Source organism: Pseudomonas sp. AN-B15, from assembly GCF_019056475.1.
Taxonomy (GTDB): Bacteria; Pseudomonadota; Gammaproteobacteria; order Pseudomonadales; family Pseudomonadaceae; genus Aquipseudomonas; species Aquipseudomonas parakoreensis.
This window is the reverse complement of record NZ_CP049737.1, coordinates 5,076,844-5,101,643: the sequence shown is the minus strand read 5'-3', so window position 1 is coordinate 5,101,643 and position 24,800 is coordinate 5,076,844. Positions and strand designations below refer to the sequence as shown.

Here is a 24,800-nt window from a genome sequence, read left to right as displayed (position 1 = left end):
CTCCCACTGTGTTTTTCCAGATTGATTTTTGCGCTGATCTTCGGGAAAAGTGCCACTACTCTGGCGTCAGAATTCACACAATGACCATTCGGCGCCTTCTGGTTCTATCCGGCTTGCGCGGCGGACTTTTCTTCTATTCTCAGCTCAAGGACATCGACAGTATCACTGGATCGAAACAGCCTTCGCGTGAAGGCTGAATACAGGTTTTACCGAGGGTCGCCGCCATGTCGCGCAACCTCTGCCTCACCCGTCAATGCCTGGGTCTTGTGACCCGTATCGAATGCGCCATTAAACCCCTGGCCGGCGATAACGGCATGTGGACCTTGCTCTTCGCTGCCGGCATGGCCGGCGAACAACCCTCCGCCATCAAGGCCCAGGGCCCGTTTCACGGGCCGGTCGCCGCCGAGTCGATTCTCGACACCATTGTGGAAAGCCTGACGATGCACGGCTACGAACTGGCCAACGATCCGCAGATCTGGAGCCTGCACCTGCAGGCACAGCTGCGCCAGATCAACGGTGGCCGTGGACGTCCGGTCGGCGTGTTCGACCATTAGGCGCAATCACCGCGCCGTGTCGGGCAACGGCGCCTTGTCGAGCTTGACCTCAAACCCGTATTGCACGGTATTGAGTTCAGTTCGCTGATAGGTCTCTACTTGCGTTGGACGGCCATAGAAGTAATGCACGCCGAACAGCGCCGGGCCTTGCGCACTCGCGTCATGGCTGACCGAGAGAATCTGTTTCAGGTAGTTGCCGCTGTCGTCCTTGACGAAGAAACGCCAGGCGTTGGCCGGGAACCGTTTCAGGTCCACCACCAGTGTGTTGTTCTTGATCTCCAGGCCTTTGGGCAGGGCCTTGGCGTCGTAGGTTTTCTTGTCGACGCTCGCCAGAAACAGCGGCATCGAACCCACAGCAATTGCCGGAGTTTCCGGGAACAGGTTCAAATCGTAAGTGATCGTCGCTTGCAGCGGATCGACCTGATAGGCCTCGGCTGGCAGTTCGATCGGCTCGTCGAGTTTGCCGCTGCGTTTCTCGGTGAAGAACGTCACCGGGCTTTCTCCCGGGCTGAAATCATCGCCGAGCAATTCATCGTTGAAGGTACGCCGGTGGGAGAACTCGATGCGCGCGGCGCTCGGATCCTCCACGGACTGATGGATGCGGATGCCGGCCTTCAACGCTTCCTCGGTCAGGCTCGCGCCCTTGAGCCAGTTCGGCGCCAGATCGTCATAGACCACTACGTCCGGGTCCAGCGGCTGGATGGTTTTGTCCGTGGTGTGCTGACTGAAAGTGCGCACCGGCAAATCCAGTGCCTTGCGGGTCACGGTCGCCGATGAAAAATCGAGCACGCTGACTTCAAGGGTGTCGACGGGGCCGTTGAAGTAAACCTTGTTATAGCGGCGCGGATGTTGCTTTGCGAAGGCGCGCTGTTCGTCCTCCAGCTGTTTTTCCAGTGCCTCGCTCCAGGTTTTCTGCTGTTGCAGATGTGCCAGTTGTTTCTCGTAGAAGGCGACTTGTGCCGGGCTCTCATTGATTGAGCCGGCGCGCACCAGGTATTGCCCGGTGGTGTCGCGGGCCTGAACGATCAACGGATTGAGCTGCGTACCCTCGACCTCTGGGGCCAATGGCAGGCTGTTGCTGAATTCGATTTCGGCGTAGTTTTTTGCAAGCTTCAGCAGGGTGACGCTGAGGTTGTCGTCGGTACGGGTCTGGCCGACATCCTTCTGGCTCAGGTTGAAGGTGAACAGGCGGCGCGGCGTGATGACTTCGACGTTGCCCTGCAGGCTCACTGGCTGCGGTTGTGTCTTCTTGTCGACATCCAGCCCCTCGATGAACGGGTAGGTCACCGTCAGGTCATCGGGGTTGTTGACATTGGAACTGGACGGGCTCAACTGAATGCCGGGATCGGTTTCCGACCATTCCGGCTGATAGGTGATCACGCGCTTGTTGCTCAGGGTCACCGACTGCCATTCCACGCCATGCGGAAACAGAAAACCACCGGGAATGTTCAGGTTGAACGGGAACACCGGTTGCAGGTCGGTGAGGTAGTCGGAGCTGGCGTCCTTGTGCAGCACAAACAGTCCGTTGATGAATGTATCGACCAGCGCCTGCGGTGAAGGGTAGTGCTTGAGGATGCCGAGGGTGTCTTCGCCGTAGACGGTTTTCAGGGGGGGGCTGTCGAGCTTGAGTTGCGCGCGTTCGAGCAACAGCAGCGAACCGCCGAGTTCGGTCACGGCATCCTTGAGCTTCGGATCGGTGATGGCGTCCAGTGAATGTTCGAAGGTTGCCGTCTTCGCGTCGAGGCTGACCGAGGGTTTTTTCTCTTCGCCGGGAGAGCAGCCGCCCAGCAGCAGAGCGAGGCAAATCCCGGCAGTTTTCAACGGCAATCGCACATGCATTTCCAGTCGTCCTGTCCACTTTCGCTAGGCGGTCAATGGTTTGGACAGTAGCAGAAAAAAAATCATACACACACGCAGGTTGCGCTGACTGGAGGGGCGAGCCGGGCCGTTTCTGGCTGTCACGGTCGGCTGGTATACTCGCCGCCGATTTCAATCCTTATTGTGTGAGAGTCAATGGAACGCTTTATCGAAAATGCAATGTACGCCACGCGCTGGCTGCTGGCGCCGATCTATATCGGGCTGTCCCTCGGACTGCTGGCGCTGGCATTGAAATTCTTCCAGGAAGTGTTTCATGTCATTCCCAACGTGTTCTCCATGGCCGAATCGGATCTGATCCTGGTGCTGCTGTCGCTGATCGACATGGCGCTGGTGGGCGGCTTGCTGGTGATGGTGATGATTTCCGGCTACGAGAACTTTGTGTCCGAGCTGAACATCGATGAAGGCAAAGAGAAGCTCAGTTGGCTGGGCACCATGGACTCCTCGTCGCTGAAGATGAAAGTGGCGGCGTCGATCGTGGCGATTTCCTCGATCCACCTGCTGCGGATCTTCATGGACGCCAAGAACGTCGATCCCGAGCACCTGATGTGGTACGTGATCATCCACATGACCTTCGTGATCTCGGCGTTTGCGATGGGCTATCTGGACAAGCTCACCAAGCACTGATCATTGATTGCTCGCTGCAAATGCATCGCCCGTCTGTTGCGAAACAGACGGGCGGTGTCGTTTGTGGCTTGTGCTTTGGTGCGCGCGGGCATATCCCTGTAAAGGTCCTGGCTCGCCATCGCACGAGGTGCTTTCATGAACCTGCAAGAGTTGAATGCGTTTGCCATCGCCAGAAAGGTCGATGAGCTGAACCTGATCTCCATGGAGGGCGGGATTTATCTGCTCGAAGCGCGGATGCATGGCGCCGCGTATCCGTTGAGTGATCTCAAGGGCGAGATGCTGCAGCTGCGTTCGGTTGAGCATGCGCGGGATTTGCTGCATAACTTCCCGGTACTGCCGTTCAACCTCGTACATACCTCGGTGCACGATGAAATGTGCGGCCTGGGCGGCAGCGTCGATGAAAGCCTGAAAGTGCCGCTGGCGTGGCGCTCGGCCCTTTAGGCGTTGCGCGCCATCGCTGGGCATCTGTGCTAGTCTGCTCGCCCTTTTAGGTTCCGGGCGCGCCGGGACGCGCTGTGCACGCACGGCAAGTCTTGCGGCCGTCCGCACAGCGGAGCAGTGTCATGTCCGAAGTAAATCTGTCCACCGACGAAACCCGCGTCAGCTACGGCATTGGCCGTCAGCTGGGCGACCAGCTGCGCGACAACCCGCCACCGGGTGTCAGCCTGGACGCCATCCTGGCCGGTCTGACCGACGCATTCGCCGGCAAGCCAAGCCGTGTTGATCAGGAAGCCATGTCCGCCAGCTTCAAGGTGATCCGCGAGATCATGCAAGCCGAAGCCGCCGCCAAAGCTGAAGCGGCTGCTGGCGAAGGTCGTGCGTTCCTGGCTGAAAACGCCAAGAAAGACGGCATCACCACCCTGGCTTCCGGTCTGCAATTCGAAGTGCTGACCCAGGGCGAAGGCGCCAAGCCATCCCGTGAAGACACCGTGCGTACTCACTACCACGGCATGCTGATCGACGGCACCGTGTTCGACAGCTCCTACGATCGTGGCCAGCCAGCAGAATTTCCGGTGGGCGGCGTGATCGCCGGCTGGACCGAAGCCCTGCAACTGATGAACGCCGGCAGCAAATGGCGCCTGTACGTGCCGAGCGAACTGGCTTACGGCGCTCAAGGCGTTGGCAGCATCCCGCCGCACAGCGTTCTGGTATTCGACGTCGAGCTGCTGGACGTTCTGTAATGCCTGGCCTGTCCCGGTGACAGGTCAATAATGTGGGAGCGGGCTTGCTCGCGAAGGCGTCCTTTCAGGCAATCATCCGTGCCTGACACACCGCTTTCGCCAGCAGGCTGGCTCCCACAGTTTTTCCGCGCTACTCATATTTCGATCTTGTGATGCAGCTCATGGGTCGGGCGCAACGCCCGGGCATAGCAGAACAGGAACAGATTGCGCACCAGCTCCTTGAGCACCAGCGGCTCGCTGGAATTCAGGCTGCTGACGTCCAGATCACCCTGATCCTGCAGCTCATGCAGGGCTTCTTCTTCCAGAACCGCACAGACTTCGCCGGTTTCCCGATGCAGGATCCTGAGGTACGGGTGTGGGCGATCCAGCCAGGCATCGATCAAATAAGTCATGGGTCTCATCTCCTTGAAAGGTTTCAATGAGAATAATTCTTATTCGTCAAATAGCAAGTGCCTATTGGCGCAATGCGATTTTTTCCGGGTAAAGATTGCGTAAGGTCAAAACGGCTGGCGTCTGGCTATTACGCGAGTATGCGGGCGCAAAGCGGGAGAGGGCGGAGCTCCATCCCACGGCGGGCGCGGGATGGATGACAAGCGGATCAGACCTTTCTGACGAACTCGGACTTGAGTTTCATCGGGCCAATGCCGTCGATCTTGCAGTCGATGTCGTGGTCGCCATCGCACAGGCGGATGTTCTTGACCTTGGTGCCGACCTTGACCACCAGCGAGGTGCCCTTGACCTTCAGGTCCTTGATCACGGTGATGGTGTCGCCGTCCTGCAGGACGTTGCCGACCGAATCTTTCTTCACGGCATCATCGGACGCCACTTCGGTTTCACCGTTGGCCGACCACTCGTGGGCGCACTCAGGGCAGATCAGCTGGGCACCGTCTTCGTAGGTGTATTCGGAATTGCATTTCGGGCAGGGTGGCAACGTGCTCACTAAGGCTCCTTGGGATGTGGATCGCTAAAAGTCGCACATTGTATAAGGTTTTAGCCTTTGATGGAGCCAAAAGCAGAAGATCGCAGCCTGCGGCAGCGCCTACAGGTGATTGATGTAGGAGCTGCCGAAGGCTGCGATCTTTTGATCTGCCTGGCGAATTCAGTGCGTGCGGGCGACCGCAAACTCGCTCAGCTCTACCAGTGCATCGCGGTATTCGCTGGCCGGCAGCGCGTCGAGGCACTTGATCGCACGGGCCACGTAGTCACGGGCCAGTTGCGCGGTGTACTCCAGCGACCCCGAGGCTTCCACGGCGATGCGGATGCTTTCGAGGTCTTCGATTCCGCCTTTCTGGATCGCCTGGCGTACCAGGGCAGCCTGTTCCGGCGTGCCTTCGCGCATGGTAAAGATCAGCGGCAGGGTTGGTTTGCCCTCGGCCAGATCGTCACCGACGTTCTTGCCCAGGGTCTCGGCGTCGCCCTTGTAGTCCAGCAAGTCGTCGACCAGTTGGAACGCCACGCCGAGGTGATCGCCGAAGGTGCGCAGGGCTTCGCTCTGCTCGGCGGTGGCGCCGGCCAGTGCGGCAGCGCTGTGGGTCGAGGCTTCGAAGAGCATCGCGGTCTTGCCGCGGATGACTTCCATGTAGGTTTCTTCGGTGGTGCTGGCGTCGCGCACCTTGGACAGTTGCAGCACTTCACCTTCGGCGATGATGCGCGTGGCCTGGGACAGGATCTTCATCACCGGCATCGAGCCCAGTTCGACCATCATTTCGAACGAGCGCGAGTACAGGAAATCGCCGACCAGCACGCTCGGAGCGTTGCCCCACATGGCGTTGGCGGTTGAGCGGCCACGGCGCATGCCGGACATGTCGACCACGTCGTCATGCAGCAGGGTCGCGGTGTGCAGGAATTCGATGGTGGCGGCCAGCAGGCGCAGGTCGTCGCCTTCGCGACCGAGGGCCTTGCCGCACAGCAGCACCAATAAAGGACGCAGGCGTTTGCCGCCGGCCGAGGTGATGTAATCGCCGATTTTCGATACCAGCGGCACTCGGGAAGTCAGCTGCTTCTTGATGATGCCGTCGACGGCGCTAAAATCGTCCGCCACCGCGCGGTAGAAAGCTTGGGGTTGCATCAGCGACAGTTGCTCCAGAAGGGTTGCGCGGCATGCTAGGACCCCCACCGGGGCCTGTCAAGGCGCGATGGACGGCCTCTTGCGTGACTCTCGATGCTTGCGTACAATCGCGCACCCTGAACTTCCTGGGCAGCACCTGCCTTACGCAATTGCACTTGGGCCGTTCCAGCCCCATGCAGCCATGCCAGCCAATACCTCTTCTTATAAAGAGCTGGGTGAGCAGGATTATCGGAGAAATACCATGTACGCAGTAATCGTTACCGGCGGTAAGCAATACAAGGTCGCTGAAGGTGAATACCTGAAGATCGAAAAACTGGAAGTCGCTACTGGCGAATCCGTGACTTTTGACCGCGTTCTGCTGGTCGCCAATGGCGACGACGTGAACATCGGCGCACCTGTTGTTGCTGGCGCAACCGTCAAGGCTGAAGTGATCTCCCAAGGTCGTCACGATAAAGTCCGCATCATCAAGTTCCGTCGCCGTAAGCACCACATGAAGCGTATGGGCCACCGCCAGTGGTTCACCGAGATCAAAATCACCGGTATTCAGGCTTAATTACAGCCTAATTCCTCACTAGGAGAATTGAACTCATGGCACACAAAAAAGCTGGTGGTAGTACCCGTAACGGTCGCGACTCAGAAGCCAAACGCCTTGGCGTGAAGATGTATGGCGGCCAGGTCATCAAGGCCGGCAACATCATCGTGCGTCAGCGCGGCACCCAATTCCACGCTGGCTACGGCGTTGGCATGGGTAAAGATCACACCCTGTTCGCGAAAATCGAAGGCGTGATCAAGTTTGAAGTAAAAGGCGCCTTCGGTCGTCGTTACGTGAGCGTTGTCGCGGCTTAATCGCGAGATCGCTGGAAGAGCCCTGTCTTGCGACGGGGCTTTTTCGTTTGTGGGGTGAGTCTCTTGCAAAACTGTTTGTATGGGCTGTCGGCGTGCGATGCAGGTCGTGGTTTGGGGTCGCTGCGCTCATTTTTGCAAGAGTCTTATGTCTTGATTGTTTTTCGGCTCGTCCGTATGGCGAGAGGCGTTGAGTTATGAAGTTTGTAGACGAAGTATCGATCCGCGTAAAAGCTGGCGACGGCGGCAATGGCTGCATGAGTTTCCGTCGGGAAAAATTCATTGAAAACGGCGGCCCGAACGGTGGTGACGGCGGTGACGGCGGTTCCATCTACATGATGGCCGACGAAAACCTCAACACCCTGGTCGACTACCGTTACACCCGGCACTTCGATGCCGAGCGTGGCTCCAACGGCGGCAGCACCGATTGCACCGGCAAGAAGGGTGAGGACCTGATCCTGCGCGTGCCGGTCGGTACCACTGTGATCGACTCGGCCACCCAGGAAGTGATTGGCGACCTGACCAAGGCCGGCCAGAAGCTGATGGTGGTGCAAGGTGGCTGGCACGGTCTGGGCAATACCCGTTTCAAATCCAGTACCAACCGTGCGCCGCGCCAGACCACGCCGGGCAAGCCGGGTGAGCAGCGCGACCTGAAACTGGAAATGAAAGTGCTGGCTGACGTTGGTCTGCTAGGCTTGCCGAATGCCGGTAAAAGTACCTTTATCCGTTCGGTGTCGGCGGCCAAGCCGAAAGTTGCCGACTACCCGTTTACCACGCTGGTGCCGAACCTGGGTGTGGTCAGCGTCGACCGCTGGAAAAGTTTCGTCATCGCCGACATTCCGGGGCTGATCGAAGGTGCTTCCGACGGTGCCGGTCTGGGCATTCGCTTCCTCAAGCACCTGGCGCGTACGCGTCTGTTGCTGCACCTTGTCGACATGGCGCCGCTGGATGACAGCAGTGCACCGGACGCGGCTGAAGTGATCGTCAATGAGCTGGTCAAATTCAGTCCTTCGCTGGCTGAGCGTGATCGCTGGCTGGTGCTGAACAAATGCGACCAGATCCTTGAGGAAGAGCACGAAGAGCGCGTCAAGGAAATCGTTGATCGCCTGCAGTGGGAAGGTCCGGTCTACGTGATCTCGGCCATCGCCAAAGAAGGCACTGAGCGTCTGACGCGCGACATCATGCGTTACCTGGAAGACCGTGCCGATCGTCTGGCTAACGACCCGGCGTACAAGGAAGAGCTGGCCGATCTCGATCAGCGTATCGAAGACGAAGCCCGTGCACAGTTGCAGGCACTGGACGACAAGCGTGCCCTGCGCCGCAGCGGCGTGAAGTCGGTCCACGACATCGGCGACGATGACTGGGACGAAGAAGATGTGGATGATGAAGACGGTCCGGAAATCATTTACGTGCGCGACTGATTCGTTGCAGTAAACTTAAGCGCCGCTCAATCGAGCGGCGTTTTAGTATCTGGAAATCGCAAGTCACAAATAACGACATGGGCGGCGCTGGGTCGCGCTGCCCTCAAGCTAAGGTTGAAGATGATGCGGAGCAAGGTGACAGGTGCGCAGCGTTGGGTCGTGAAGATCGGCAGCGCTTTGCTGACGGCTGATGGCAAAGGGCTGGATCGCGCGGCAATGAGTGTCTGGGTCGAACAGATGGTGGCCTTGCATGAGGCGGGTGTCGAGCTGGTGCTGGTGTCTTCCGGTGCTGTGGCTGCCGGCATGAGCCGTCTCGGATGGACCGCACGACCCAGTGCGATGCACGAGCTCCAGGCTGCCGCGGCAATCGGTCAGATGGGTCTGGTGCAGGCCTGGGAATCGAGCTTTGCCGAGCATGGTCGGCACACGGCGCAGATTCTCCTGACCCATGACGACCTGTCCGACCGCAAGCGTTACCTGAATGCCCGCAGCACCCTGCGTGCGCTGGTCGAGCTGAAGGTCATTCCGGTGATCAACGAAAACGACACCGTGGTCACCGACGAAATCCGTTTCGGCGACAACGACACGCTGGCGGCGCTGGTGGCCAATCTGGTTGAGGCGGATCTGCTGGTAATCCTCACCGATCGCGACGGCATGTTCGATGCCGATCCGCGCAACAACCCTGATGCGCAACTGATTTATGAAGCGCGTGCCGATGATCCGACCCTGGATGCGGTGGCGGGCGGCACCGGGGGCGCGCTGGGGCGTGGCGGCATGCAGACCAAGCTGCGTGCGGCGCGTCTGGCGGCGCGTTCCGGGGCGCATACCATCATCGTCGGTGGGCGTCTGGAGCGAGTGCTTGATCGTTTGAAGGCGGGTGAGCGCATCGGCACGCTGCTGTCGCCTGAGCGCGGCATGCTGGCAGCGCGCAAGCAATGGCTGGCGGGGCATCTGCAGACTCGCGGCACGCTGGTGCTGGACGAAGGTGCGGTGTCGGCATTGTCGCAGGGTCACAAGAGTCTGTTGCCGGTCGGGGTGAAGCTGGTTCAGGGCAGTTTTCGCCGGGGCGAAATGGTGGTCTGCGTGGCACCTGATGGTCGCGAGATTGCCCGTGGCCTGGCTAACTACAGTGCGCTTGAGGCGCAAAAAATCATCGGTCAGTCGTCGGATGCGATTGTCGGCGTGCTGGGCTACATGGCTGAGCCGGAACTGGTTCACCGTGACAACCTGATTCTGGTCTGAGGGAAATTACGCATGCGCATGGCAAAAGGATTGTTGGGGTTGTTGATGGCGTTGCCATTACTGGCTTCGGCGGAGGAAATCGGTCAGGTGTCGACGGTATTCAAGTTCGTCGGCCCGAATGACCGAATCGTAGTCGAGGCCTTCGATGATCCGAAAGTCGATGGAGTGACCTGCTACCTGTCTCGCGCCAAGACGGGTGGGGTGAAGGGTGGTCTGGGGCTGGCTGAGGACCGCGCCGAGGCGTCGATTGCCTGCCGTCAGGTTGGCCCGATCAAGTTCAAGGGCGAACTGAAGGATGGCGACGAGGTGTTCAAGGAGCGCACGTCGCTGGTGTTCAAGACCATGCAGGTGGTGCGTTTCCTCGACAAGAAGCGCAATACGCTGGTGTACCTGGTCTACAGCGATCGCGTAATCGAAGGGAGTCCGCAGAATGCGGTAACCGCAATTCCGATCGTGCCGTGGGTGCCGGTGCAGCAGTAACAGCGCAAAAACAATTGCAGGGGTGAGCTGGCTCGCTCCTGCATTTTTTTGCTCTGCGTTTATCAAATCGCGGGCAATAAAAAACCGACCCTAGGGTCGGTTTTTTAATGACTACGTCGATTAAGCAGCTTCTTTCAGTGCCTTGACGTGGCCATTCAGACGGCTCTTATGACGAGCAGCCTTGTTCTTGTGGATGATGCCTTTATCGGCCATACGGTCGATAACTGGCACAGCCAGAACGTATGCAGCTTGAGCTTTTTCAGCGTCTTTTGCGTCGATGGCTTTAACTACATTCTTGATGTAGGTACGAACCATGGAACGCAGGCTGGCGTTGTGGCTGCGACGCTTCTCAGCCTGTTTTGCACGTTTTTTGGCGGAAGGTGAGTTGGCCACCGTCGAGCTCCTCGAAAGACTTTTTAGGAAATAGCAAACAAAATAGGCCGCGAATCATGCCGATGAAGAGAAGTCTTGTCAAGGGCGCTTGAAACGTTCCGCTAAGTGGTAGGTATAAAGAGGCGGGATATTTATTTCCGGCGCTTGACCTGTAAACTCGCGAGCTTTGGCTCTGTGCTGTTGCGGCGCGGAGTATCGCACAAGTGGGCGCATTGTTCGCCTGCTGTTTATCGACAGGCACTAATTTCCTCAATGAATCTGCTCAAATCGTTGGCCGCTGTCAGCTCTATCACGATGCTTTCCCGGATTCTGGGGTTCGTCCGTGACACGCTCATCGCTCGCACCTTCGGCGCCGGAATGGCGACGGACGCCTTTTTCATTGCCTTCAAATTGCCCAACCTGTTGCGACGAATCTTCGCCGAGGGGGCGTTCTCGCAGGCTTTCGTACCGATTCTGGCCGAATACAAAAGCCAAAAGGGCGAAGAGGCGACTCGCACCTTTATCGCTTACGTTTCCGGCCTGCTGACCCTGGTGCTGGCGCTGGTTACCGCGCTGGGGATGATCGCTGCACCGTGGGTAATCTGGGCCACGGCTCCCGGTTTTACCGACACGCCGGAAAAATTCCAGCTCACCTCTGATCTGTTGCGGGTGACGTTCCCTTATATATTGCTGATCTCCCTGTCATCGCTGGCCGGGGCGATTCTCAATACCTGGAACCGTTTTTCGGTGCCGGCCTTCGTGCCGACCTTGCTTAACGTCAGCATGATCGTGTTCTCGCTGTTCCTGACGCCCTATTTCGATCCGCCGGTGATGGCCCTCGGCTGGGCGGTACTGGTCGGTGGTCTGGCGCAGTTGCTCTATCAACTGCCGCACCTGAAAAAGATCGGCATGCTGGTGCTGCCACGCCTGAACCTGCGTGATACCGGCGTCTGGCGAGTGATGAAACAGATGTTGCCGGCGATTATTGGCGTCTCGGTGAGTCAGATTTCGCTGATCATCAACACCATTTTCGCTTCGTTCCTGGTGGCCGGGTCGGTGTCGTGGATGTATTACGCTGACCGTTTGATGGAGCTGCCGTCCGGCGTGCTCGGAGTGGCGCTGGGCACGATTCTGCTGCCGACATTGGCCAAGACCTATGCGAGCAAGGATCGCCACGAGTATTCGCGGATCCTCGACTGGGGCCTGCGCCTGTGCTTTGTGCTGGTGCTGCCGTGTGCATTGGCGCTGGGGATTCTCGCCGAACCGCTGACCGTTTCCCTGTTCCAGTACGGGCAATTCAGCGCGTTCGATGCGTCCATGACCCAGCGTGCGCTGATTGCCTATTCTGTCGGTCTGCTCGGAATTATCGTGATCAAAGTGCTGGCGCCGGGCTTTTATGCGCAACAGAACATCCGCACCCCGGTGAAAATCGCAATCTTCACGCTGGTGTGCACGCAGTTGTTCAATCTGGTGTTGATCGGCCCGCTGGCACACGCCGGTCTGGCGCTGGCGATCAGTGCCGGAGCCTGCCTCAATGCCGGGTTGCTGTTCTATCAACTGCGCAAGCAAAAGATGTATCAGCCGCAACCGGGCTGGTACACGTTCGGTTTCAAGCTGGTGGTAGCGGTGGCGGTGATGTCGGCAGTTCTGTTGCTGGGCATGCATTTCATGCCGGCCTGGGATCAGGGGCACATGCTGGAGCGCTTCCTGCGTCTGGGGGCGCTGGTGGTTGCCGGTGTGGTGGCGTATTTCGGTATGTTGCTGCTGCTCGGTTTCCGCCTGCGTGACTTCAATCGCAAGGCTTTGAGCTGAGGTTTCAGCCTTTAAATACGGGCGCGGGCCGGCAGTTTTGTCGGCTCGAGCACTTTGCGTTACGGTGTTGCCTGTCGTCGACCGTCGGGTGTGGTTATAATCGACCACTTTATGAGCAAGAAGCGCGTTATGCAGCTGGTTCGAGGCCTCCACAACTTGCGCCCCCAGCATCGGGGCTGCGTCGCCACTATTGGCAACTTTGACGGTGTTCACCGTGGTCACCAGGCTATCCTGGCCCGGCTGCGTGAGCGTGCGCTTGAGTTGGGCGTACCCAGCTGCGTGGTAATTTTCGAGCCGCAGCCCCGGGAGTTCTTTGCCCCGGAGACCGCGCCGGCACGTCTGGCCCGCTTGCGCGACAAGTTGCAATTGCTGGCTGCCGAAGGTGTCGACCGGGTGTTGTGCCTGGCATTCAACCAGCGCCTGAGCAAGCTCAGCGCCAGTGAATTCGTCGATACCATCCTGGTGGACGGTCTCGGCGTGCAGCATCTGGAAGTCGGCGACGATTTCCGCTTTGGTTGCGACCGCCTCGGCGATTTCGATTTCCTGCTGCAGGCTGGCCAGGTCCACGGTTTTACCGTGGAAGCCGCGCAAACCGTCGAGCTGGATGGCATTCGCGTCAGCAGCACCCAGGTGCGCAATGCGTTGGCAGCCGCCGATTTTGCCTTGGCCGAACGCTTGCTCGGCCGTCCGTACCGGATTGCCGGTCGCGTGCTGCATGGTCAGAAACTGGCCCGGCAACTGGGTACGCCCACTGCCAACATTCAACTCAAGCGTCGTCGCGTGCCGTTCACCGGGGTTTACCTGGTGGATGTGGACGTCGACGGCAAGACCTGGCCCGGCGTCGCCAACATCGGCGTGCGGCCCACGGTCCAAGGTGACGGCAAAGCCCACCTTGAAGTTCATCTACTGGATTTTGCTGGCGATCTGTATGACCGGCGTCTGACGGTGGTTTTCCACCAAAAGCTGCGTGAAGAGCAGCGTTTCGCCTCCCTGGAGGCACTGAAAACGGCGATCAACGCGGATGTCGCCGCCGCCCGTGCACTAGCCGCACCTAGCGCCCATCGCTAATGAAGAGCCTTAAATGACCGACTATAAAGCCACGCTAAACCTTCCGGACACCGCCTTCCCAATGAAGGCCGGCCTGCCACAGCGCGAACCGCAGATTCTGCAGCGCTGGGACAGTATTGGCCTGTACGGAAAGTTGCGCGAGATTGGCAAGGATCGTCCGAAGTTCGTCCTGCACGACGGCCCTCCGTACGCCAACGGCACGATCCACATCGGTCACGCACTGAACAAGATTCTCAAGGACATGATCATCCGCTCGAAAACCCTGTCGGGTTTCGACGCGCCGTATGTTCCGGGTTGGGACTGCCATGGCCTGCCGATCGAGCACAAGGTTGAAGTGACCCACGGCAAGAACCTGGGCGCGGACAAGACCCGCGAGCTGTGCCGTGCCTACGCCACCGAGCAGATCGAAGGGCAGAAGACCGAGTTCATCCGTCTCGGCGTCCTCGGCGATTTCGCCAACCCGTACAAGACCATGGACTTCAAGAACGAGGCCGGTGAAATCCGCGCCCTCGCCGAAATCGTAAAGGGCGGTTTCGTGTTCAAGGGCCTCAAGCCGGTGAACTGGTGCTTCGATTGCGGTTCGGCACTGGCCGAAGCCGAAGTCGAGTACGAGAACAAGAAGTCCTCGACCATCGACGTGGCGTTCCCGATTGCCGATGAAGCCAAACTGGCCGCCGCGTTCGGTCTGCCGTCGCTGGGCAAGCCTGCTTCGATCGTGATCTGGACCACCACCCCGTGGACCATCCCGGCCAACCAGGCACTGAACGTTCATCCTGAGTTCAACTACGCGCTGGTGGATATCGGCGACAAGCTGCTGGTCCTGGCTGAAGAGCTGGTTGAATCCTGCCTGACCCGTTACGGCGTTGAAGGCACCGTACTGGCCACCGCGCCGGGTTCGGCGCTGGAACTGATCAACTTCCGCCACCCGTTCTACGACCGCCTGTCGCCGGTGTACCTGGCCGACTACGTCGAACTGGGCGCCGGCACCGGTGTGGTTCACTCCGCTCCGGCCTACGGTGTGGACGACTTCGTGACCTGCAAGAAATACGGCATGGTCAACGATGACATCCTCAACCCGGTGCAAAGCAACGGCGTGTACGTGCCGTCGCTGGAATTCTTCGGCGGCCAGTTCATCTGGAAGGCCAACCCGGCCATCGTCGACAAACTGACCGAAGTCGGTGCGCTGATGCACACCACCGTCATCGAACACAGCTACATGCACTGCTGGCGCCACAAGACCCCGCTGATCTACCGCGCCACCGCGCAGTGGTTCATCGGCATGGACAAAGAGCCTGTGTCCGGTGACACCCTGCGTCAGCGCTCGCTCAAAGCCATTGAAGACACCAAATTCGTGCCGGCCTGGGGCCAGGCGCGCCTGCACTCGATGATCGCCAACCGTCCGGACTGGTGCATCTCCCGCCAGCGCAACTGGGGCGTGCCGATCCCGTTCTTCCTGAACAAGGAAAGCGGCGAATTGCACCCACGCACCGTCGAACTGATGGAAGAAGTCGCCAAGCGCGTTGAAGTCGAAGGCATCGAAGCCTGGTTCAAACTCGACGCTGCCGAACTGCTGGGCGATGAAGCGCCGCTGTACGACAAGATCAGCGACACCCTCGACGTCTGGTTCGACTCGGGCACCACCCACTGGCACGTGCTGCGCGGTTCGCACCCGATGGGGCACGAGAACGGCCCGCGCGCCGACCTGTACCTGGAAGGTTCCGACCAGCACCGCGGCTGGTTCCACTCGTCGCTGCTGACCGGTTGCGCCATCGACAACCACGCGCCGTACCGCGAACTGCTGACCCACGGCTTCACCGTCGATGAGTCCGGGCGCAAGATGTCCAAATCGCTCGGCAACGTGATCGCGCCGCAGAAAGTCAACGACACCCTGGGCGCCGACATCATGCGTCTGTGGGTCGCGTCGACCGACTATTCCGGCGAAATGGCGGTGTCCGAACAGATCCTGCAGCGCAGCGCGGACGCTTATCGTCGTATCCGTAACACCGCGCGCTTCCTGCTTTCGAACCTGACCGGTTTCAACCCGGCCACCGACCTGCTGCCGGCTGAAGACATGCTGGCGCTGGATCGCTGGGCGGTGGATCGCACGCTGCTGCTGCAACGCGAATTGCAAGAACACTACGGCGAATATCGTTTCTGGAACGTTTACTCGAAGATCCACAACTTCTGCGTGCAGGAGCTGGGTGGCTTCTACCTCGACATCATCAAGGACCGCCAGTACACCACCGGCGCCGACAGCAAGGCCCGTCGCTCGTGCCAGACCGCGCTGTTCCACATCTCCGAAGCGCTGGTGCGCTGGATCGCGCCGATCCTCGCGTTCACCGCCGACGAGCTGTGGCAGTACCTGCCAGGCGAGCGCAACGAGTCGGTGATGCTCAACACCTGGTACGAAGGTCTGACCGAACTGCCGGAAGGCTTCGAGCTGGGTCGCGCCTACTGGGATCGCATCATGGAAGTGAAGGTGGCGGTCAACAAAGAAATGGAAATCCAGCGTGCGGCCAAAGCCGTCGGTGGCAACCTGCAAGCCGAAGTGACGCTATTCGCCGAAGACGCGCTGAGCGCCGACCTGGCCAAGCTGAGTAATGAGCTGCGCTTTGTCCTGATCACCTCGACTGCCAGCGTGGCACCTTTCGTTCAGGCTCCTGCGGACGCGGTAGCCACCGAAGTCAGCGGCCTGAAACTGAAGATCGTCAAATCGGCCTTCCCGAAATGCGCCCGTTGCTGGCACTGCCGCGAAGACGTTGGCGTGAACCCGGAGCATCCGGAAATCTGCGGCCGTTGCGTCGACAACATCGATGGCGCCGGCGAGGTTCGTCACTATGCCTAACGCCGTTGGCCGTTTCGGACGGCTGAGCTGGCTCTGGTTGAGCTTGCTGGTTCTGGTCATCGACCAGGCCAGCAAGTTCTACTTCGAAGGCAAGCTCGAAATGTTCCAGCAGATCGTGATCATTCCCGATTACTTCAGCTGGACCCTGGCCTACAACACCGGCGCGGCGTTCAGCTTCCTGGCTGACAGCTCCGGCTGGCAGCGCTGGTTGTTCGCCTTGATCGCAATCGTGGTCAGTGCGGTGCTGGTGGTCTGGCTCAAGCGTCTGGGCCGCAACGATACCTGGCTGGCCGTCGCTCTGGCGCTGGTGCTGGGCGGTGCGCTGGGCAATCTGTATGACCGCATTGCCCTGGGCCATGTGATCGACTTCATTCTGGTGCACTGGCAGAACCGCTGGTACTTCCCGGCGTTCAACTTCGCCGACAGCGCTATCACCGTGGGTGCGGTGATGCTGGCACTGGACATGTTCAAATCGAAGAAAACCGGAGAAGCCGTTCATGACTGAACAGGTATTGGCTGAGCAACGCATCGGCCAGAACACGGAAGTCACTTTGCACTTTGCATTGCGCCTGGAGAACGGCGACACGGTCGACAGCACATTCGACAAAGCCCCGGCGACCTTCAAGGTCGGCGATGGCAACCTGCTGCCGGGTTTCGAAGCGGCATTGTTCGGCTTCAAGGCCGGCGACAAGCGTACGCTGACCGTTGAGCCGGAAAACGCCTTCGGTCAGCCGAACCCGCAAAACGTACAGATCATCTCGCGTTCGCAGTTTGTAGACATGGAACTGTCGCCGGGTTTGCTGGTGATCTTCAAGGATGCGGCCAATACTGAGCTGCCGGGTGTGGTGAAAGCGTTCGACGACGCGCAAGTGACCATCGACTTCAACCACCCGCTGTCAGGCAAGACGCTGACCTTTGACGTCGAGATCATCAACGTCAAAGCGATCTGAGTACACAGCAGAACCACTGTGGGAATGGGCTTTTGTGGTGAGGGGATTTATCCCCGATGGGGTGCGAAGCGGCCCCGAATCCGATCACCGCGATCCAGAGCCGGAAAGCGTTGACTGTTTTGACGATTGCTTCGCAATCGATCGGGGATAAATCCCCTCGCCACAACAGGCTCGCTCCCACAATGTTTTCAACCGTTTTCGCTATTTCTTGCGCGCAAGACACGAGGCACAGCATGCAAATCAAACTCGCCAACCCCCGTGGCTTCTGCGCCGGCGTGGACCGGGCGATCGAAATCGTCAATCGCGCCCTGGAAGTCTTCGGGCCACCGATCTATGTGCGTCATGAAGTGGTGCACAACAAGTTCGTGGTCGAAGACCTGCGCAACCGTGGCGCGATCTTCGTCGAAGAACTGGATCAAGTGCCGGACGACGTCATCGTGATCTTCAGTGCTCACGGTGTTTCCCAGGCCGTGCGCAATGAAGCTGCCGGCCGTGGCCTGAAAGTATTCGACGCCACGTGCCCGCTGGTGACCAAGGTGCACATCGAGGTCGCCAAATACAGTCGCGATGGTCGTGAGTGCATTCTGATCGGTCATGCCGGTCACCCGGAAGTCGAGGGCACCATGGGCCAGTACGACGCCAGCAATGGCGGCGCGATCTACCTCGTCGAAGACGAAAAAGACGTGGCCGAACTGCAAGTGCGTAACCCGGAAAAACTGGCATTCGTGACCCAGACCACTCTGTCGATGGACGACACCAGTCGCGTGATCGATGCCTTGCGCACACGTTTCCCGGCTATCGGTGGTCCGCGCAAGGACGACATCTGCTACGCCACGCAAAACCGCCAGGACGCGGTCAAGCAACTGGCTGACGATTGTGATGTGGTATTGGTGGTGGGCAGCCCGAACAGCTCCAACTCCAATCGCCTGCGTGAACTGGCCGAACGCATGGCCACGCCGGCCTACCTGATCGACGGCGCCGAAGACCTGCAGAAAAGCTGGTTCGATGGCGTTGAGCGCATCGGCATCACCGCCGGAGCCTCCGCGCCGGAAGTTCTGGTGCGCGGCGTGATCCAGCAGTTGCAGGCCTGGGGCGCGACGGGGGCCGATGAGCTGGCCGGCCGCGAAGAGAACATCACCTTCTCGATGCCGAAAGAGCTGCGCGTCCGCTCGATCTGACGTTCTTCGTCTTCAGGCACAGCGCCTGCTCAGCCTTTGCGCTGGTCAGGCGCACCCGACCGGTTGCCGCCAGCACCACCTGGAGTTGGCTGACCGGCTCGCGTGCCGAGCAGATATGTAGCGTCCCCGCCTGAAACGCCCGCCCGGGCATCAGCGGTTGTCCCAGACTGCTGAAACGCACATAACGACTCACCGCCCAATTGCCGACGATCGGTATTCGTCCGTCACTCGCCTGTTCCACCAGCAGCGGATTGCTGATGTCCTGCGGCCCCTTGCCGTTGAGATCCAGAATGATCCGCCAGCCCTGACTCCAGTCGCCATTGATGCCATGGATTACCACACTCTGGTTGCGGGTGATGGCCAGGGTGCGGGCGTTGCGAATGCCCTCGAGCAGCGACCGCGCTGCCTGCTCGCGATAAGTCGACTCGGTGAAGGCGGCGAACGCCGGACTGACCAGTGACAGAACAATTGCGCCAATCGCCAGTCCCATAAGCAATTCGATCAGGCTGAAACCCTGTTGCGGCATGACGACTCCCTCCTTGGAGCATGAAGCCCGGCACGATCCTTTTCGTCGGGCAGGGCAAATCAACCGACGCAGGCCGGTTGAATGTTCTAGTTTGTAGAAGCAGGTATAGCCGACGGCAACGGAGGGCATCGATGGATCATCGTACAAAAGGTTTCACGCTGCCCGAGTTGTTGGCTGCGGTCGCCGTGATGGTGATCCTCATCACCCTGGCGGTGCCGGGTTTCACCCGCTCGATCCAGAGCAGCAAGGCCGATACGGAAATGGGCGACCTGCAGCGTGCCATCAATTTTGCGCGGCTGGAGGCGATTGATCGCGGCGTGACCACACGCTTGCGCCCGAGCGCCGGCGGCAGCGTGTGGACCGGCGAATTGGCGGTCTACGACGGTACTGGCACTGCGGCCAATGTATTGCGGGTTGTTCCAGCGATGAGCAGCGGCGCGACTCTGACGCTACCCTCAGGAGTGTCCGCACTGGATTTCAATAATCTGGGTGGCCTGGCGGCGCCGTCGACAGCGGTGGTCATCAGTTACGTGCTGGGAACGCAAAGCAGGACGCTGAACGTGTGTCTGAACGGACGAATTCAATCGGGTGGAAGTTGCGGATGAGGGCAGGGAGCACACAGGCACAGGAGGGCATGTCGCTGATCGAAGTGCTGGTCGCGTTGCTGATTCTGACGGTCGGGATATTGGGCGCAGCCGCCGTGCAGCTCAATGCGCTCAAATACACCGACAGTTCACGGATGACCAGTCAGGCCAGCTTTATCGCCTACGACATGATGGACCGCATCCGCGCCAACGCTGCCGCCGACTACACGGTGACGCCGCCGATCTCGGGCAATCTCGGCGTGGCCCGCGATCAGGATCTTTACGACTTCACCACCAACATCGTCAATTTTGGCGGGCCCACCGCCACGGGCACGATCACCCTCAATCAGCGGGTGTACACCATCACCATCAACTGGAATGACTCGCGGGCCGCGAATGCCACCGGTACCACACGCAGCTTCGTTCTGACCAGTCGCGCCACGGTCGACCCGGTGGCCACGCCATGAAGCATGATCAGCGAGGGTTCGGCCTGATCGAAATGCTCATCGCGTTGGCGCTTGGGCTGATCATCGTATTGGGGGTGGTGCAGACGTTCCTGGCAGCCAAAAACACTTACGTCAGCCAGAACACCGCCGCTGCGATGCAGGAAGACGCGCGTTTTGTCCTGAGCAAGATGATCCAGGAACTGCGCATGGTCGGCATGTTTGGCTGCCTGGGCACGATTACTGACGCGAGTTCGGCAGGGGATTTCTACGCGGCGCAGGTTACGCCGATCAACTGGGACAACAGCAACCTCAAGCTGACCCTGGTCACCGCCGATGTTGGCGGCAGTGGCGGCACACCGACCTGGACGGTGCTCTCCGATTGCCGCAACAGCGCCACGGCTTATACCGGGTTGCGGGCGGCGGCGAGCGGGCAGATCGCCTTTCCGATCCGCCGCTTGATCTACAGCTTCAGCAACAACCAGATTCTCATGGGCAGCGGCAGCGGCACCCCGACCCAACAGGTGCTGGTGAATAACGTCAGTGCCTTTAATGTGACCTTCGGCCTGGCCGCGTCCGCCACTGACGTCGCGGCTTCCTCTTACAGCGCCAACCCCAGTGATCCGGCGCGTATCCGCAGTGTGCGCCTGAGCCTGACCCTCACCGACCCGAGCAATCGGGTGGCCAATCAAACCTTCAACGTGGTTGCCGCATTGCGCAACCGCTTGCAGTGAGGATCGGGCCGATGAAGACAAGCTTCAACCACCGGCAAACCCAGCGCGGAATGGCGCTGCTGGTCAGTCTGGTGTTCCTGTTGCTGTTGACCTTGATCGGGCTGTCCTCGATGCAGAGCGCCAACCTGCAGGAGAAAATGGCCGGCAGCGTCAGCCTGCGCAATCAGTCGTTCCAGACCGCCGAGGCCGCGTTGCGTATCGGCGAGAGTGCGGTGCAACTCGACAGCTACTCGCTGGCGGTGTGTGCCAATACCACGCAGTGTGCGCCGCCAGCAGAGTCCTCGGTGGTCAGTGCGGCGGGGCTCAATTCGACTTCCGGCGTAACGTGGATCGCAGCCGGTAACGGCTTTTATGGTGTACAGAACATCGGTACCACTCTGACGGCGGTCAACGTGCCGAGCAACACGTCGGCGACCCTGTATCGGGTCACTGCGGTCGGTATCGCTGGCACTTCGCGCAGTGTGGTGGAGAGTGTCTATGCGAAGTATTGAGCGCTGCCGGACACTGTTGAGCGGCATGCTGCTGGGCTTGTATCTGGCGGCGCCGGCGTATGCGTTCACGCCGTCCGACTCGCCACTCTTGAGCGCAGCGGCGGTGCCGCCCAACGTGATGTTGCTGATCGACGATTCCGGCAGCATGAACAGCATCATTTACGCGGCAGGATTCGACCCGAACGTCACGCGCACCCCGGCCCGGCAGTGCAATGCGTTCCTTGGCCTGTGTTCGGCATTGAATGCGCCAGCGATTACCGGCGATCCGGTGTTTTTATCGAACCTGCCGACATCCGGCTGTTCCGGCGGCGCCTTCGCCTTTTACAACAACAGCATTGCACCGCTGTGCCTGAAACTGCCTGATCCGGTGGGCGGCGGCAATACGCGCTACACGGGGGATTACATTGCTTATGTGGTCAGTCTGGCGATCAACAACGGCACCCGCGACTTCACCACCGGCGCGATTCCCAACGACTACCGGATCAACGTCGCGCGCAACGTGTCCACCGCCCTGGTCACCAGCAACCGTAACTTGCGCATGGGCCTGTCGACCTTCAACCCGGTCACCAACAACAATCCCGGGAATGGTGGCTACATTGCCCGCGCCATCAGCGACCTGTCTCCGGTGTCCGGCAGCGTGACCCAGGCGCAGGCCGACACCAACTACAATGCGCTGATTTCCTCGATCAACGCTTTAGGTGCCGTGGCCAACACGCCGCTGGCGGAAACCTACTACGAAATCACCCGCTACATGCGCGGCATGGCGCCGTACTACAACAGCACGCCGACGACTTACACCAGTCCAATCCAGTACCGCTGCCAGAAAAACTACGGCGTGGTCATCACCGACGGTTTGCCGACCTACGACCGCACCTTCCCGAGCAATGATCCGTTGGGCGGCAGTCGTCTGCCGAACTGGGACGGCATCAACAATGACGGCAACAACCCCAATGGCGATAACGAGGGTGACACGCTGTATCTGGATGACATTGCCAAGTTTGCGTTCGACATCGACATGCGTTCGACGGGGACAGACGCTGCCGGCAAAAGCTGGAACGCGGTGGATTTTCCCAAGCAGAACATGAATACCTATACCGTCGGTTTTACCGCCGACAACGACATGCTCTCGGACGCTGCCAGCTACGGGCAGGGCCGCTATTACCAGGCGACCGACAGCACCGGTCTCAACACCGCGTTGTCTTCGGCGTTGAGCGATATCACCTCCAAGGCCGGCTCCGGCGGCGCGGGAGTCACCAGCGGCACCACGCTGGCCAGTGGCACCAGTTATTTCCAGACCAGCTACGACCCCAAGGACTGGCGTGGCACGATCAAGTCATTCGGCTTCACTTCGGCGGGCGCGGTGAACACCTCGACGGCCCTGTGGACCACCGATACCACCATTGTCCCGGGCGCGACCGCACCGACCTATCAATCGTGGAACACCAGCAGCAACGCCGCCGTGACGCTGGCCTACGGCAACTTTTCCGCGGCCCAACAGACGGCGCTCAGCCAGAGCCTGCCCACCGGCATCAGCGGCAGCGATCTGGTGGAGTGGAGCAAGGGCACCAACAAGACCGGGCTAAAGGTGCGCAGCGTATTGCTCGGCGACATCATCAACTCGCCACTGGTGCTGGCTTCGCCCAGTGATAAAACCGCCTCCGACCTGTCGGGCGACACCACTTACACCACGTACCTGACCACCAAGGCAGCGAACATGAATTCGAGTCTGGTGGTGAACGCCAACGACGGCTTCGTCAACGTGATCAACTCGGCCAACGGCACTCGACGTTATGCCTACATGCCGTCCAGCGTGTTGCCATCCCTGCGGCTGATTGCCGATCCGGCGTACATCAATGGCGTCAGCCATAAATTTCTGGTGGACGGCCAGGTCGGTGTGTATGACGCGCAAATCAACAGCGCCTGGAAAACCCTGGCCATCGGCGGCACCGGTGCTGGCGGCAAGACTTTCTACGCGCTGCAACTGTTCGACGCGTCTGCGGGCAATGTGCTCAATGCCTTGTGGGAAGTCAGCGCACCCGCCACAGCGAACACAGCCAACGCATTTAATGATCTGGGTTATGCCTACGCGCGCCCGGAAGTGGCACGCTTGGCCGATGGTCGCTGGGCGGCGTTCATTGCCAATGGTTATGGCAGCCACTCCGGAGTGGCGGCTTTGTATGTGCTGGATGTGCGTGACGGTTCGTTGATCAAGAAGATCGTCATCGACAGCACCGAGACCACCAATGGTCTGTCGTCGGTCAAGCTCAAGGTCAATTCTTCGAACGTGGTGCAGGCCGCCTACGGCGGTGATTTGAAAGGGCGCCTGTGGAAATTCGATCTGAGCGCGACGTCGACCGACAGCTGGGGCGTGGCGTTTTCCGGCAAACCACTGTTCACCACGGCGGGCGGGGCGACTCAGCCGATCACCGCGCAGCCGTTGCTGGCGGACAATTCGCTGGGGGGCAAACAGATCTTCGTCGGCACCGGCAAATTCAACGAGACCGCCGACAAGACCAACAAGGATTTGCAGGCGTTCTACTCGGTGTGGGATGCCGACGGCGGTTCCGGACAGTTGACGGTCAGCAGCCTGCAGGCGCAGGCGGTGACCGGCGTGTTCTCCGGCAGCACCGGACAGTTCATCACCACCAGCCAGAACGACACGACCTATCCGGGGGAGAAGGGCTGGTATCTGCCTTTGGTGTACAACAATGTGCTGACTGGCGAGCGGGTGATCAATCAGGCCAGTCTGGTGCTCGGACGCATCGTGTTTACCACCGCCAGTGTCGACACCACGGACCCTTGTGCCAGTTTCGGTACCGGCAAACTGGTCGAACTCGATGCGTTCAGCGGTAAGATGCTCAACTACGCGGTGCTCGACACCAATTCCGATGGCGTGGTCGACAGCAACGACACGATTTCCAGTGGCGTGGTTTTCACCGGCGGGATTCCGACCCTGAACGCCATCGTCAACGGCGGGACTCGCAAGCTCGTCAACGATTCCAGTGGCACCGTGACCACGCTGGTGGAAAAATCCGGTGGCGGCAGCCGTCGTATCATGTGGCGACAAATACAGTAAGTGAGAGTTTGAGGCATGCGCAGATTCAACCGGGGCTTCACCCTGATCGAAATCATGATCGTGATTGCGATCATCGGGATCATCATCACCATCGCCGCACCGAGCTACACCGAGTACCTGAAAAAGGGCCGGCGCGCCGAAGTGGTGTCGCTGCTTTCGGAACAGGCGCAGATCCTCGAGCGCTTCTACACCAAAAACAACGTCTACACCGGCATCACCGGTCTGAGCACGGGCAATGATTTTTACACCATCACCCCGACGATCGCTGACCAGACCTTCCTGCTGACCGCCACCCGCAAGGCCGGTACGACCATGGCGACCGACAAGTGCGGTGATTTCACCCTGACCAACACCGGCGTCAGAAGCATGAACAACGCTACCACCGGGCTGACCACCAAGGATTGCTGGGGCCGCTGAGGTAACTTCTTAC

27 protein-coding genes are annotated in these 24,800 nt (G+C 59.7%); 21 read left to right on the top strand and 6 right to left on the bottom strand.

Annotated features, from left to right (window positions below):
- The first annotated feature begins 224 nt into the window (after positions 1-224).
- Positions 225-554 (top strand): hypothetical protein, encoded by a 330-nt coding sequence (locus tag GTQ41_RS23095; protein ID WP_047296668.1) that lies wholly within the window; start codon positions 225-227, stop codon positions 552-554.
- 6 nt (positions 555-560) lie between these two features.
- On the opposite strand, the gene GTQ41_RS23090 is transcribed toward GTQ41_RS23095, so the two are convergent.
- The gene (locus GTQ41_RS23090; RefSeq protein WP_047296666.1) at positions 561-2,393 is read right to left on the bottom strand and encodes a hypothetical protein; all 1,833 of its coding nucleotides are present in this window, start codon (positions 2,391-2,393) and stop codon (positions 561-563) included.
- Positions 2,394-2,567: 174 nt separating this feature from the next.
- Here GTQ41_RS23090 and GTQ41_RS23085 point away from each other — a divergent pair, with 174 nt between their 5' ends.
- The 3 genes from GTQ41_RS23085 (at position 2,568) to GTQ41_RS23075 (ending at position 4,237) form a co-directional block, all read left to right on the top strand.
- Positions 2,568-3,056: a TIGR00645 family protein gene (locus GTQ41_RS23085; RefSeq protein WP_007963798.1), complete on the top strand. Its 489-nt coding sequence runs from the start codon at positions 2,568-2,570 to the stop codon at positions 3,054-3,056.
- A 135-nt stretch (positions 3,057-3,191) separates the two neighbouring features.
- A complete protein-coding gene (locus GTQ41_RS23080) occupies positions 3,192-3,497 on the top strand; it encodes a DUF6482 family protein (protein ID WP_027612827.1) in 306 nt (101 codons plus the stop codon).
- 122 nt (positions 3,498-3,619) lie between these two features.
- Positions 3,620-4,237, top strand: coding sequence for an FKBP-type peptidyl-prolyl cis-trans isomerase (locus tag GTQ41_RS23075; RefSeq protein ID WP_047296663.1), 618 nt, complete (start codon positions 3,620-3,622; stop codon positions 4,235-4,237).
- A gap of 134 nt (positions 4,238-4,371) precedes the next feature.
- On the opposite strand, the gene GTQ41_RS23070 is transcribed toward GTQ41_RS23075, so the two are convergent.
- From GTQ41_RS23070 to GTQ41_RS23060, 3 genes are all read right to left on the bottom strand, one after another.
- The gene (locus GTQ41_RS23070) at positions 4,372-4,629 is read right to left on the bottom strand and encodes a hypothetical protein (protein WP_008078558.1); all 258 of its coding nucleotides are present in this window, start codon (positions 4,627-4,629) and stop codon (positions 4,372-4,374) included.
- Positions 4,630-4,835: 206 nt separating this feature from the next.
- A complete protein-coding gene (locus tag GTQ41_RS23065) occupies positions 4,836-5,177 on the bottom strand; it encodes a zinc ribbon domain-containing protein YjdM (RefSeq protein ID WP_041065279.1) in 342 nt (113 codons plus the stop codon).
- A gap of 159 nt (positions 5,178-5,336) precedes the next feature.
- A complete protein-coding gene (locus tag GTQ41_RS23060) occupies positions 5,337-6,305 on the bottom strand; it encodes a polyprenyl synthetase family protein (protein WP_047296661.1) in 969 nt (322 codons plus the stop codon).
- A gap of 241 nt (positions 6,306-6,546) precedes the next feature.
- Between GTQ41_RS23060 and rplU the strand changes: the two genes are divergently transcribed.
- From rplU to GTQ41_RS23035, 5 genes are all read left to right on the top strand, one after another.
- Positions 6,547-6,858 carry a 50S ribosomal protein L21 gene (gene rplU / locus GTQ41_RS23055; protein ID WP_003228361.1) on the top strand — a complete coding sequence of 104 codons (312 nt, stop codon included), beginning with the start codon at positions 6,547-6,549 and terminating at the stop codon, positions 6,856-6,858.
- Positions 6,859-6,893: 35 nt separating this feature from the next.
- Complete coding sequence (gene rpmA / locus GTQ41_RS23050) at positions 6,894-7,151, top strand: 50S ribosomal protein L27 (protein ID WP_003228360.1); 258 nt, start codon at positions 6,894-6,896, stop codon at positions 7,149-7,151.
- A 194-nt stretch (positions 7,152-7,345) separates the two neighbouring features.
- Complete coding sequence (cgtA, locus tag GTQ41_RS23045) at positions 7,346-8,569, top strand: Obg family GTPase CgtA (RefSeq protein ID WP_041065287.1); 1,224 nt, start codon at positions 7,346-7,348, stop codon at positions 8,567-8,569.
- Positions 8,570-8,692: 123 nt separating this feature from the next.
- A complete protein-coding gene (proB, locus tag GTQ41_RS23040) occupies positions 8,693-9,811 on the top strand; it encodes a glutamate 5-kinase (RefSeq protein ID WP_041065290.1) in 1,119 nt (372 codons plus the stop codon).
- Positions 9,812-9,823: 12 nt separating this feature from the next.
- Positions 9,824-10,291: a CreA family protein gene (locus GTQ41_RS23035; protein WP_003228353.1), complete on the top strand. Its 468-nt coding sequence runs from the start codon at positions 9,824-9,826 to the stop codon at positions 10,289-10,291.
- A 120-nt stretch (positions 10,292-10,411) separates the two neighbouring features.
- Here GTQ41_RS23035 and rpsT read toward each other — a convergent pair whose 3' ends face one another.
- Positions 10,412-10,684: a 30S ribosomal protein S20 gene (rpsT, locus tag GTQ41_RS23030; protein WP_003228351.1), complete on the bottom strand. Its 273-nt coding sequence runs from the start codon at positions 10,682-10,684 to the stop codon at positions 10,412-10,414.
- Positions 10,685-10,936: 252 nt separating this feature from the next.
- Between rpsT and murJ the strand changes: the two genes are divergently transcribed.
- The 6 genes from murJ to ispH all read left to right on the top strand — a co-directional run bounded on the left by murJ (position 10,937) and on the right by ispH (position 18,516).
- Complete coding sequence (gene murJ, locus GTQ41_RS23025; RefSeq protein ID WP_047296659.1) at positions 10,937-12,475, top strand: murein biosynthesis integral membrane protein MurJ; 1,539 nt, start codon at positions 10,937-10,939, stop codon at positions 12,473-12,475.
- Positions 12,476-12,604: 129 nt separating this feature from the next.
- The gene (gene ribF, locus GTQ41_RS23020) at positions 12,605-13,543 is read left to right on the top strand and encodes a bifunctional riboflavin kinase/FAD synthetase (protein ID WP_047296656.1); all 939 of its coding nucleotides are present in this window, start codon (positions 12,605-12,607) and stop codon (positions 13,541-13,543) included.
- Positions 13,544-13,556: 13 nt separating this feature from the next.
- Positions 13,557-16,388 carry an isoleucine--tRNA ligase gene (gene ileS / locus GTQ41_RS23015; protein WP_047296655.1) on the top strand — a complete coding sequence of 944 codons (2,832 nt, stop codon included), beginning with the start codon at positions 13,557-13,559 and terminating at the stop codon, positions 16,386-16,388.
- Positions 16,381-16,893 (top strand): signal peptidase II, encoded by a 513-nt coding sequence (gene lspA / locus GTQ41_RS23010; RefSeq protein ID WP_007963824.1) that lies wholly within the window; start codon positions 16,381-16,383, stop codon positions 16,891-16,893. Before ileS ends, lspA begins: the two co-directional genes overlap by 8 nt.
- A gap of 7 nt (positions 16,894-16,900) precedes the next feature.
- Positions 16,901-17,338, top strand: a complete 438-nt coding sequence (gene fkpB, locus GTQ41_RS23005) for an FKBP-type peptidyl-prolyl cis-trans isomerase (RefSeq protein ID WP_179295010.1) — start codon at positions 16,901-16,903, stop codon at positions 17,336-17,338.
- 233 nt (positions 17,339-17,571) lie between these two features.
- Positions 17,572-18,516, top strand: a complete 945-nt coding sequence (ispH, locus tag GTQ41_RS23000) for a 4-hydroxy-3-methylbut-2-enyl diphosphate reductase (RefSeq protein ID WP_047296652.1) — start codon at positions 17,572-17,574, stop codon at positions 18,514-18,516.
- Here the strand turns inward: ispH and GTQ41_RS22995 are convergent.
- The gene (locus GTQ41_RS22995; RefSeq protein ID WP_047296651.1) at positions 18,473-19,042 is read right to left on the bottom strand and encodes a GspH/FimT family protein; all 570 of its coding nucleotides are present in this window, start codon (positions 19,040-19,042) and stop codon (positions 18,473-18,475) included. The genes ispH and GTQ41_RS22995 overlap by 44 nt on opposite strands.
- Before the next feature lie 131 nt (positions 19,043-19,173).
- Between GTQ41_RS22995 and GTQ41_RS22990 the strand changes: the two genes are divergently transcribed.
- The 6 genes from GTQ41_RS22990 to GTQ41_RS22965 are packed head-to-tail and all read left to right on the top strand — an operon-like array spanning position 19,174 to position 24,787.
- Positions 19,174-19,647 carry a GspH/FimT family pseudopilin gene (locus GTQ41_RS22990; RefSeq protein WP_047296650.1) on the top strand — a complete coding sequence of 158 codons (474 nt, stop codon included), beginning with the start codon at positions 19,174-19,176 and terminating at the stop codon, positions 19,645-19,647.
- Positions 19,644-20,093: a type IV pilus modification protein PilV gene (gene pilV, locus GTQ41_RS22985; protein WP_047296648.1), complete on the top strand. Its 450-nt coding sequence runs from the start codon at positions 19,644-19,646 to the stop codon at positions 20,091-20,093. The genes GTQ41_RS22990 and pilV overlap by 4 nt, the downstream gene beginning before the upstream one ends.
- On the top strand, positions 20,090-20,803 hold the full coding sequence (locus tag GTQ41_RS22980) for a PilW family protein (protein ID WP_047296646.1): 714 nt from the start codon (positions 20,090-20,092) through the stop codon (positions 20,801-20,803). Before pilV ends, GTQ41_RS22980 begins: the two co-directional genes overlap by 4 nt.
- A gap of 11 nt (positions 20,804-20,814) precedes the next feature.
- Entirely contained in the window at positions 20,815-21,294 is a 480-nt protein-coding gene (locus GTQ41_RS22975) for a PilX N-terminal domain-containing pilus assembly protein (protein ID WP_047296644.1), read from the top strand.
- A complete protein-coding gene (locus tag GTQ41_RS22970; protein ID WP_047296641.1) occupies positions 21,281-24,370 on the top strand; it encodes a pilus assembly protein in 3,090 nt (1,029 codons plus the stop codon). The genes GTQ41_RS22975 and GTQ41_RS22970 overlap by 14 nt, the downstream gene beginning before the upstream one ends.
- Positions 24,371-24,385: 15 nt before the next feature.
- Positions 24,386-24,787, top strand: coding sequence for a type IV pilin protein (locus GTQ41_RS22965; protein WP_041065326.1), 402 nt, complete (start codon positions 24,386-24,388; stop codon positions 24,785-24,787).
- Positions 24,788-24,800 lie beyond the last annotated feature (13 nt).

What these genes read in the sequence shown, in the direction of transcription:
- GTQ41_RS23095 (WP_047296668.1), top strand. Translation starts at nt 225, where the DNA reads ATGTCGCGCAACCTCTGCCTCACCCGTCAATGCCTGGGTCTTGTGACC.
- GTQ41_RS23090 (WP_047296666.1), bottom strand. Translation starts at nt 2,393, where the DNA reads ATGCATGTGCGATTGCCGTTGAAAACTGCCGGGATTTGCCTCGCTCTG.
- GTQ41_RS23085 (WP_007963798.1), top strand. Translation starts at nt 2,568, where the DNA reads ATGGAACGCTTTATCGAAAATGCAATGTACGCCACGCGCTGGCTGCTG.
- GTQ41_RS23080 (WP_027612827.1), top strand. Translation starts at nt 3,192, where the DNA reads ATGAACCTGCAAGAGTTGAATGCGTTTGCCATCGCCAGAAAGGTCGAT.
- GTQ41_RS23075 (WP_047296663.1), top strand. Translation starts at nt 3,620, where the DNA reads ATGTCCGAAGTAAATCTGTCCACCGACGAAACCCGCGTCAGCTACGGC.
- GTQ41_RS23070 (WP_008078558.1), bottom strand. Translation starts at nt 4,629, where the DNA reads ATGACTTATTTGATCGATGCCTGGCTGGATCGCCCACACCCGTACCTC.
- GTQ41_RS23060 (WP_047296661.1), bottom strand. Translation starts at nt 6,305, where the DNA reads ATGCAACCCCAAGCTTTCTACCGCGCGGTGGCGGACGATTTTAGCGCC.
- rplU (WP_003228361.1), top strand. Translation starts at nt 6,547, where the DNA reads ATGTACGCAGTAATCGTTACCGGCGGTAAGCAATACAAGGTCGCTGAA.
- rpmA (WP_003228360.1), top strand. Translation starts at nt 6,894, where the DNA reads ATGGCACACAAAAAAGCTGGTGGTAGTACCCGTAACGGTCGCGACTCA.
- cgtA (WP_041065287.1), top strand. Translation starts at nt 7,346, where the DNA reads ATGAAGTTTGTAGACGAAGTATCGATCCGCGTAAAAGCTGGCGACGGC.
- proB (WP_041065290.1), top strand. Translation starts at nt 8,693, where the DNA reads ATGCGGAGCAAGGTGACAGGTGCGCAGCGTTGGGTCGTGAAGATCGGC.
- GTQ41_RS23035 (WP_003228353.1), top strand. Translation starts at nt 9,824, where the DNA reads ATGCGCATGGCAAAAGGATTGTTGGGGTTGTTGATGGCGTTGCCATTA.
- murJ (WP_047296659.1), top strand. Translation starts at nt 10,937, where the DNA reads ATGAATCTGCTCAAATCGTTGGCCGCTGTCAGCTCTATCACGATGCTT.
- ribF (WP_047296656.1), top strand. Translation starts at nt 12,605, where the DNA reads ATGCAGCTGGTTCGAGGCCTCCACAACTTGCGCCCCCAGCATCGGGGC.
- ileS (WP_047296655.1), top strand. Translation starts at nt 13,557, where the DNA reads ATGACCGACTATAAAGCCACGCTAAACCTTCCGGACACCGCCTTCCCA.
- lspA (WP_007963824.1), top strand. Translation starts at nt 16,381, where the DNA reads ATGCCTAACGCCGTTGGCCGTTTCGGACGGCTGAGCTGGCTCTGGTTG.
- ispH (WP_047296652.1), top strand. Translation starts at nt 17,572, where the DNA reads ATGCAAATCAAACTCGCCAACCCCCGTGGCTTCTGCGCCGGCGTGGAC.
- GTQ41_RS22995 (WP_047296651.1), bottom strand. Translation starts at nt 19,042, where the DNA reads ATGCCGCAACAGGGTTTCAGCCTGATCGAATTGCTTATGGGACTGGCG.
- GTQ41_RS22990 (WP_047296650.1), top strand. Translation starts at nt 19,174, where the DNA reads ATGGATCATCGTACAAAAGGTTTCACGCTGCCCGAGTTGTTGGCTGCG.
- pilV (WP_047296648.1), top strand. Translation starts at nt 19,644, where the DNA reads ATGAGGGCAGGGAGCACACAGGCACAGGAGGGCATGTCGCTGATCGAA.
- GTQ41_RS22980 (WP_047296646.1), top strand. Translation starts at nt 20,090, where the DNA reads ATGAAGCATGATCAGCGAGGGTTCGGCCTGATCGAAATGCTCATCGCG.
- GTQ41_RS22975 (WP_047296644.1), top strand. Translation starts at nt 20,815, where the DNA reads ATGAAGACAAGCTTCAACCACCGGCAAACCCAGCGCGGAATGGCGCTG.
- GTQ41_RS22970 (WP_047296641.1), top strand. Translation starts at nt 21,281, where the DNA reads ATGCGAAGTATTGAGCGCTGCCGGACACTGTTGAGCGGCATGCTGCTG.
- GTQ41_RS22965 (WP_041065326.1), top strand. Translation starts at nt 24,386, where the DNA reads ATGCGCAGATTCAACCGGGGCTTCACCCTGATCGAAATCATGATCGTG.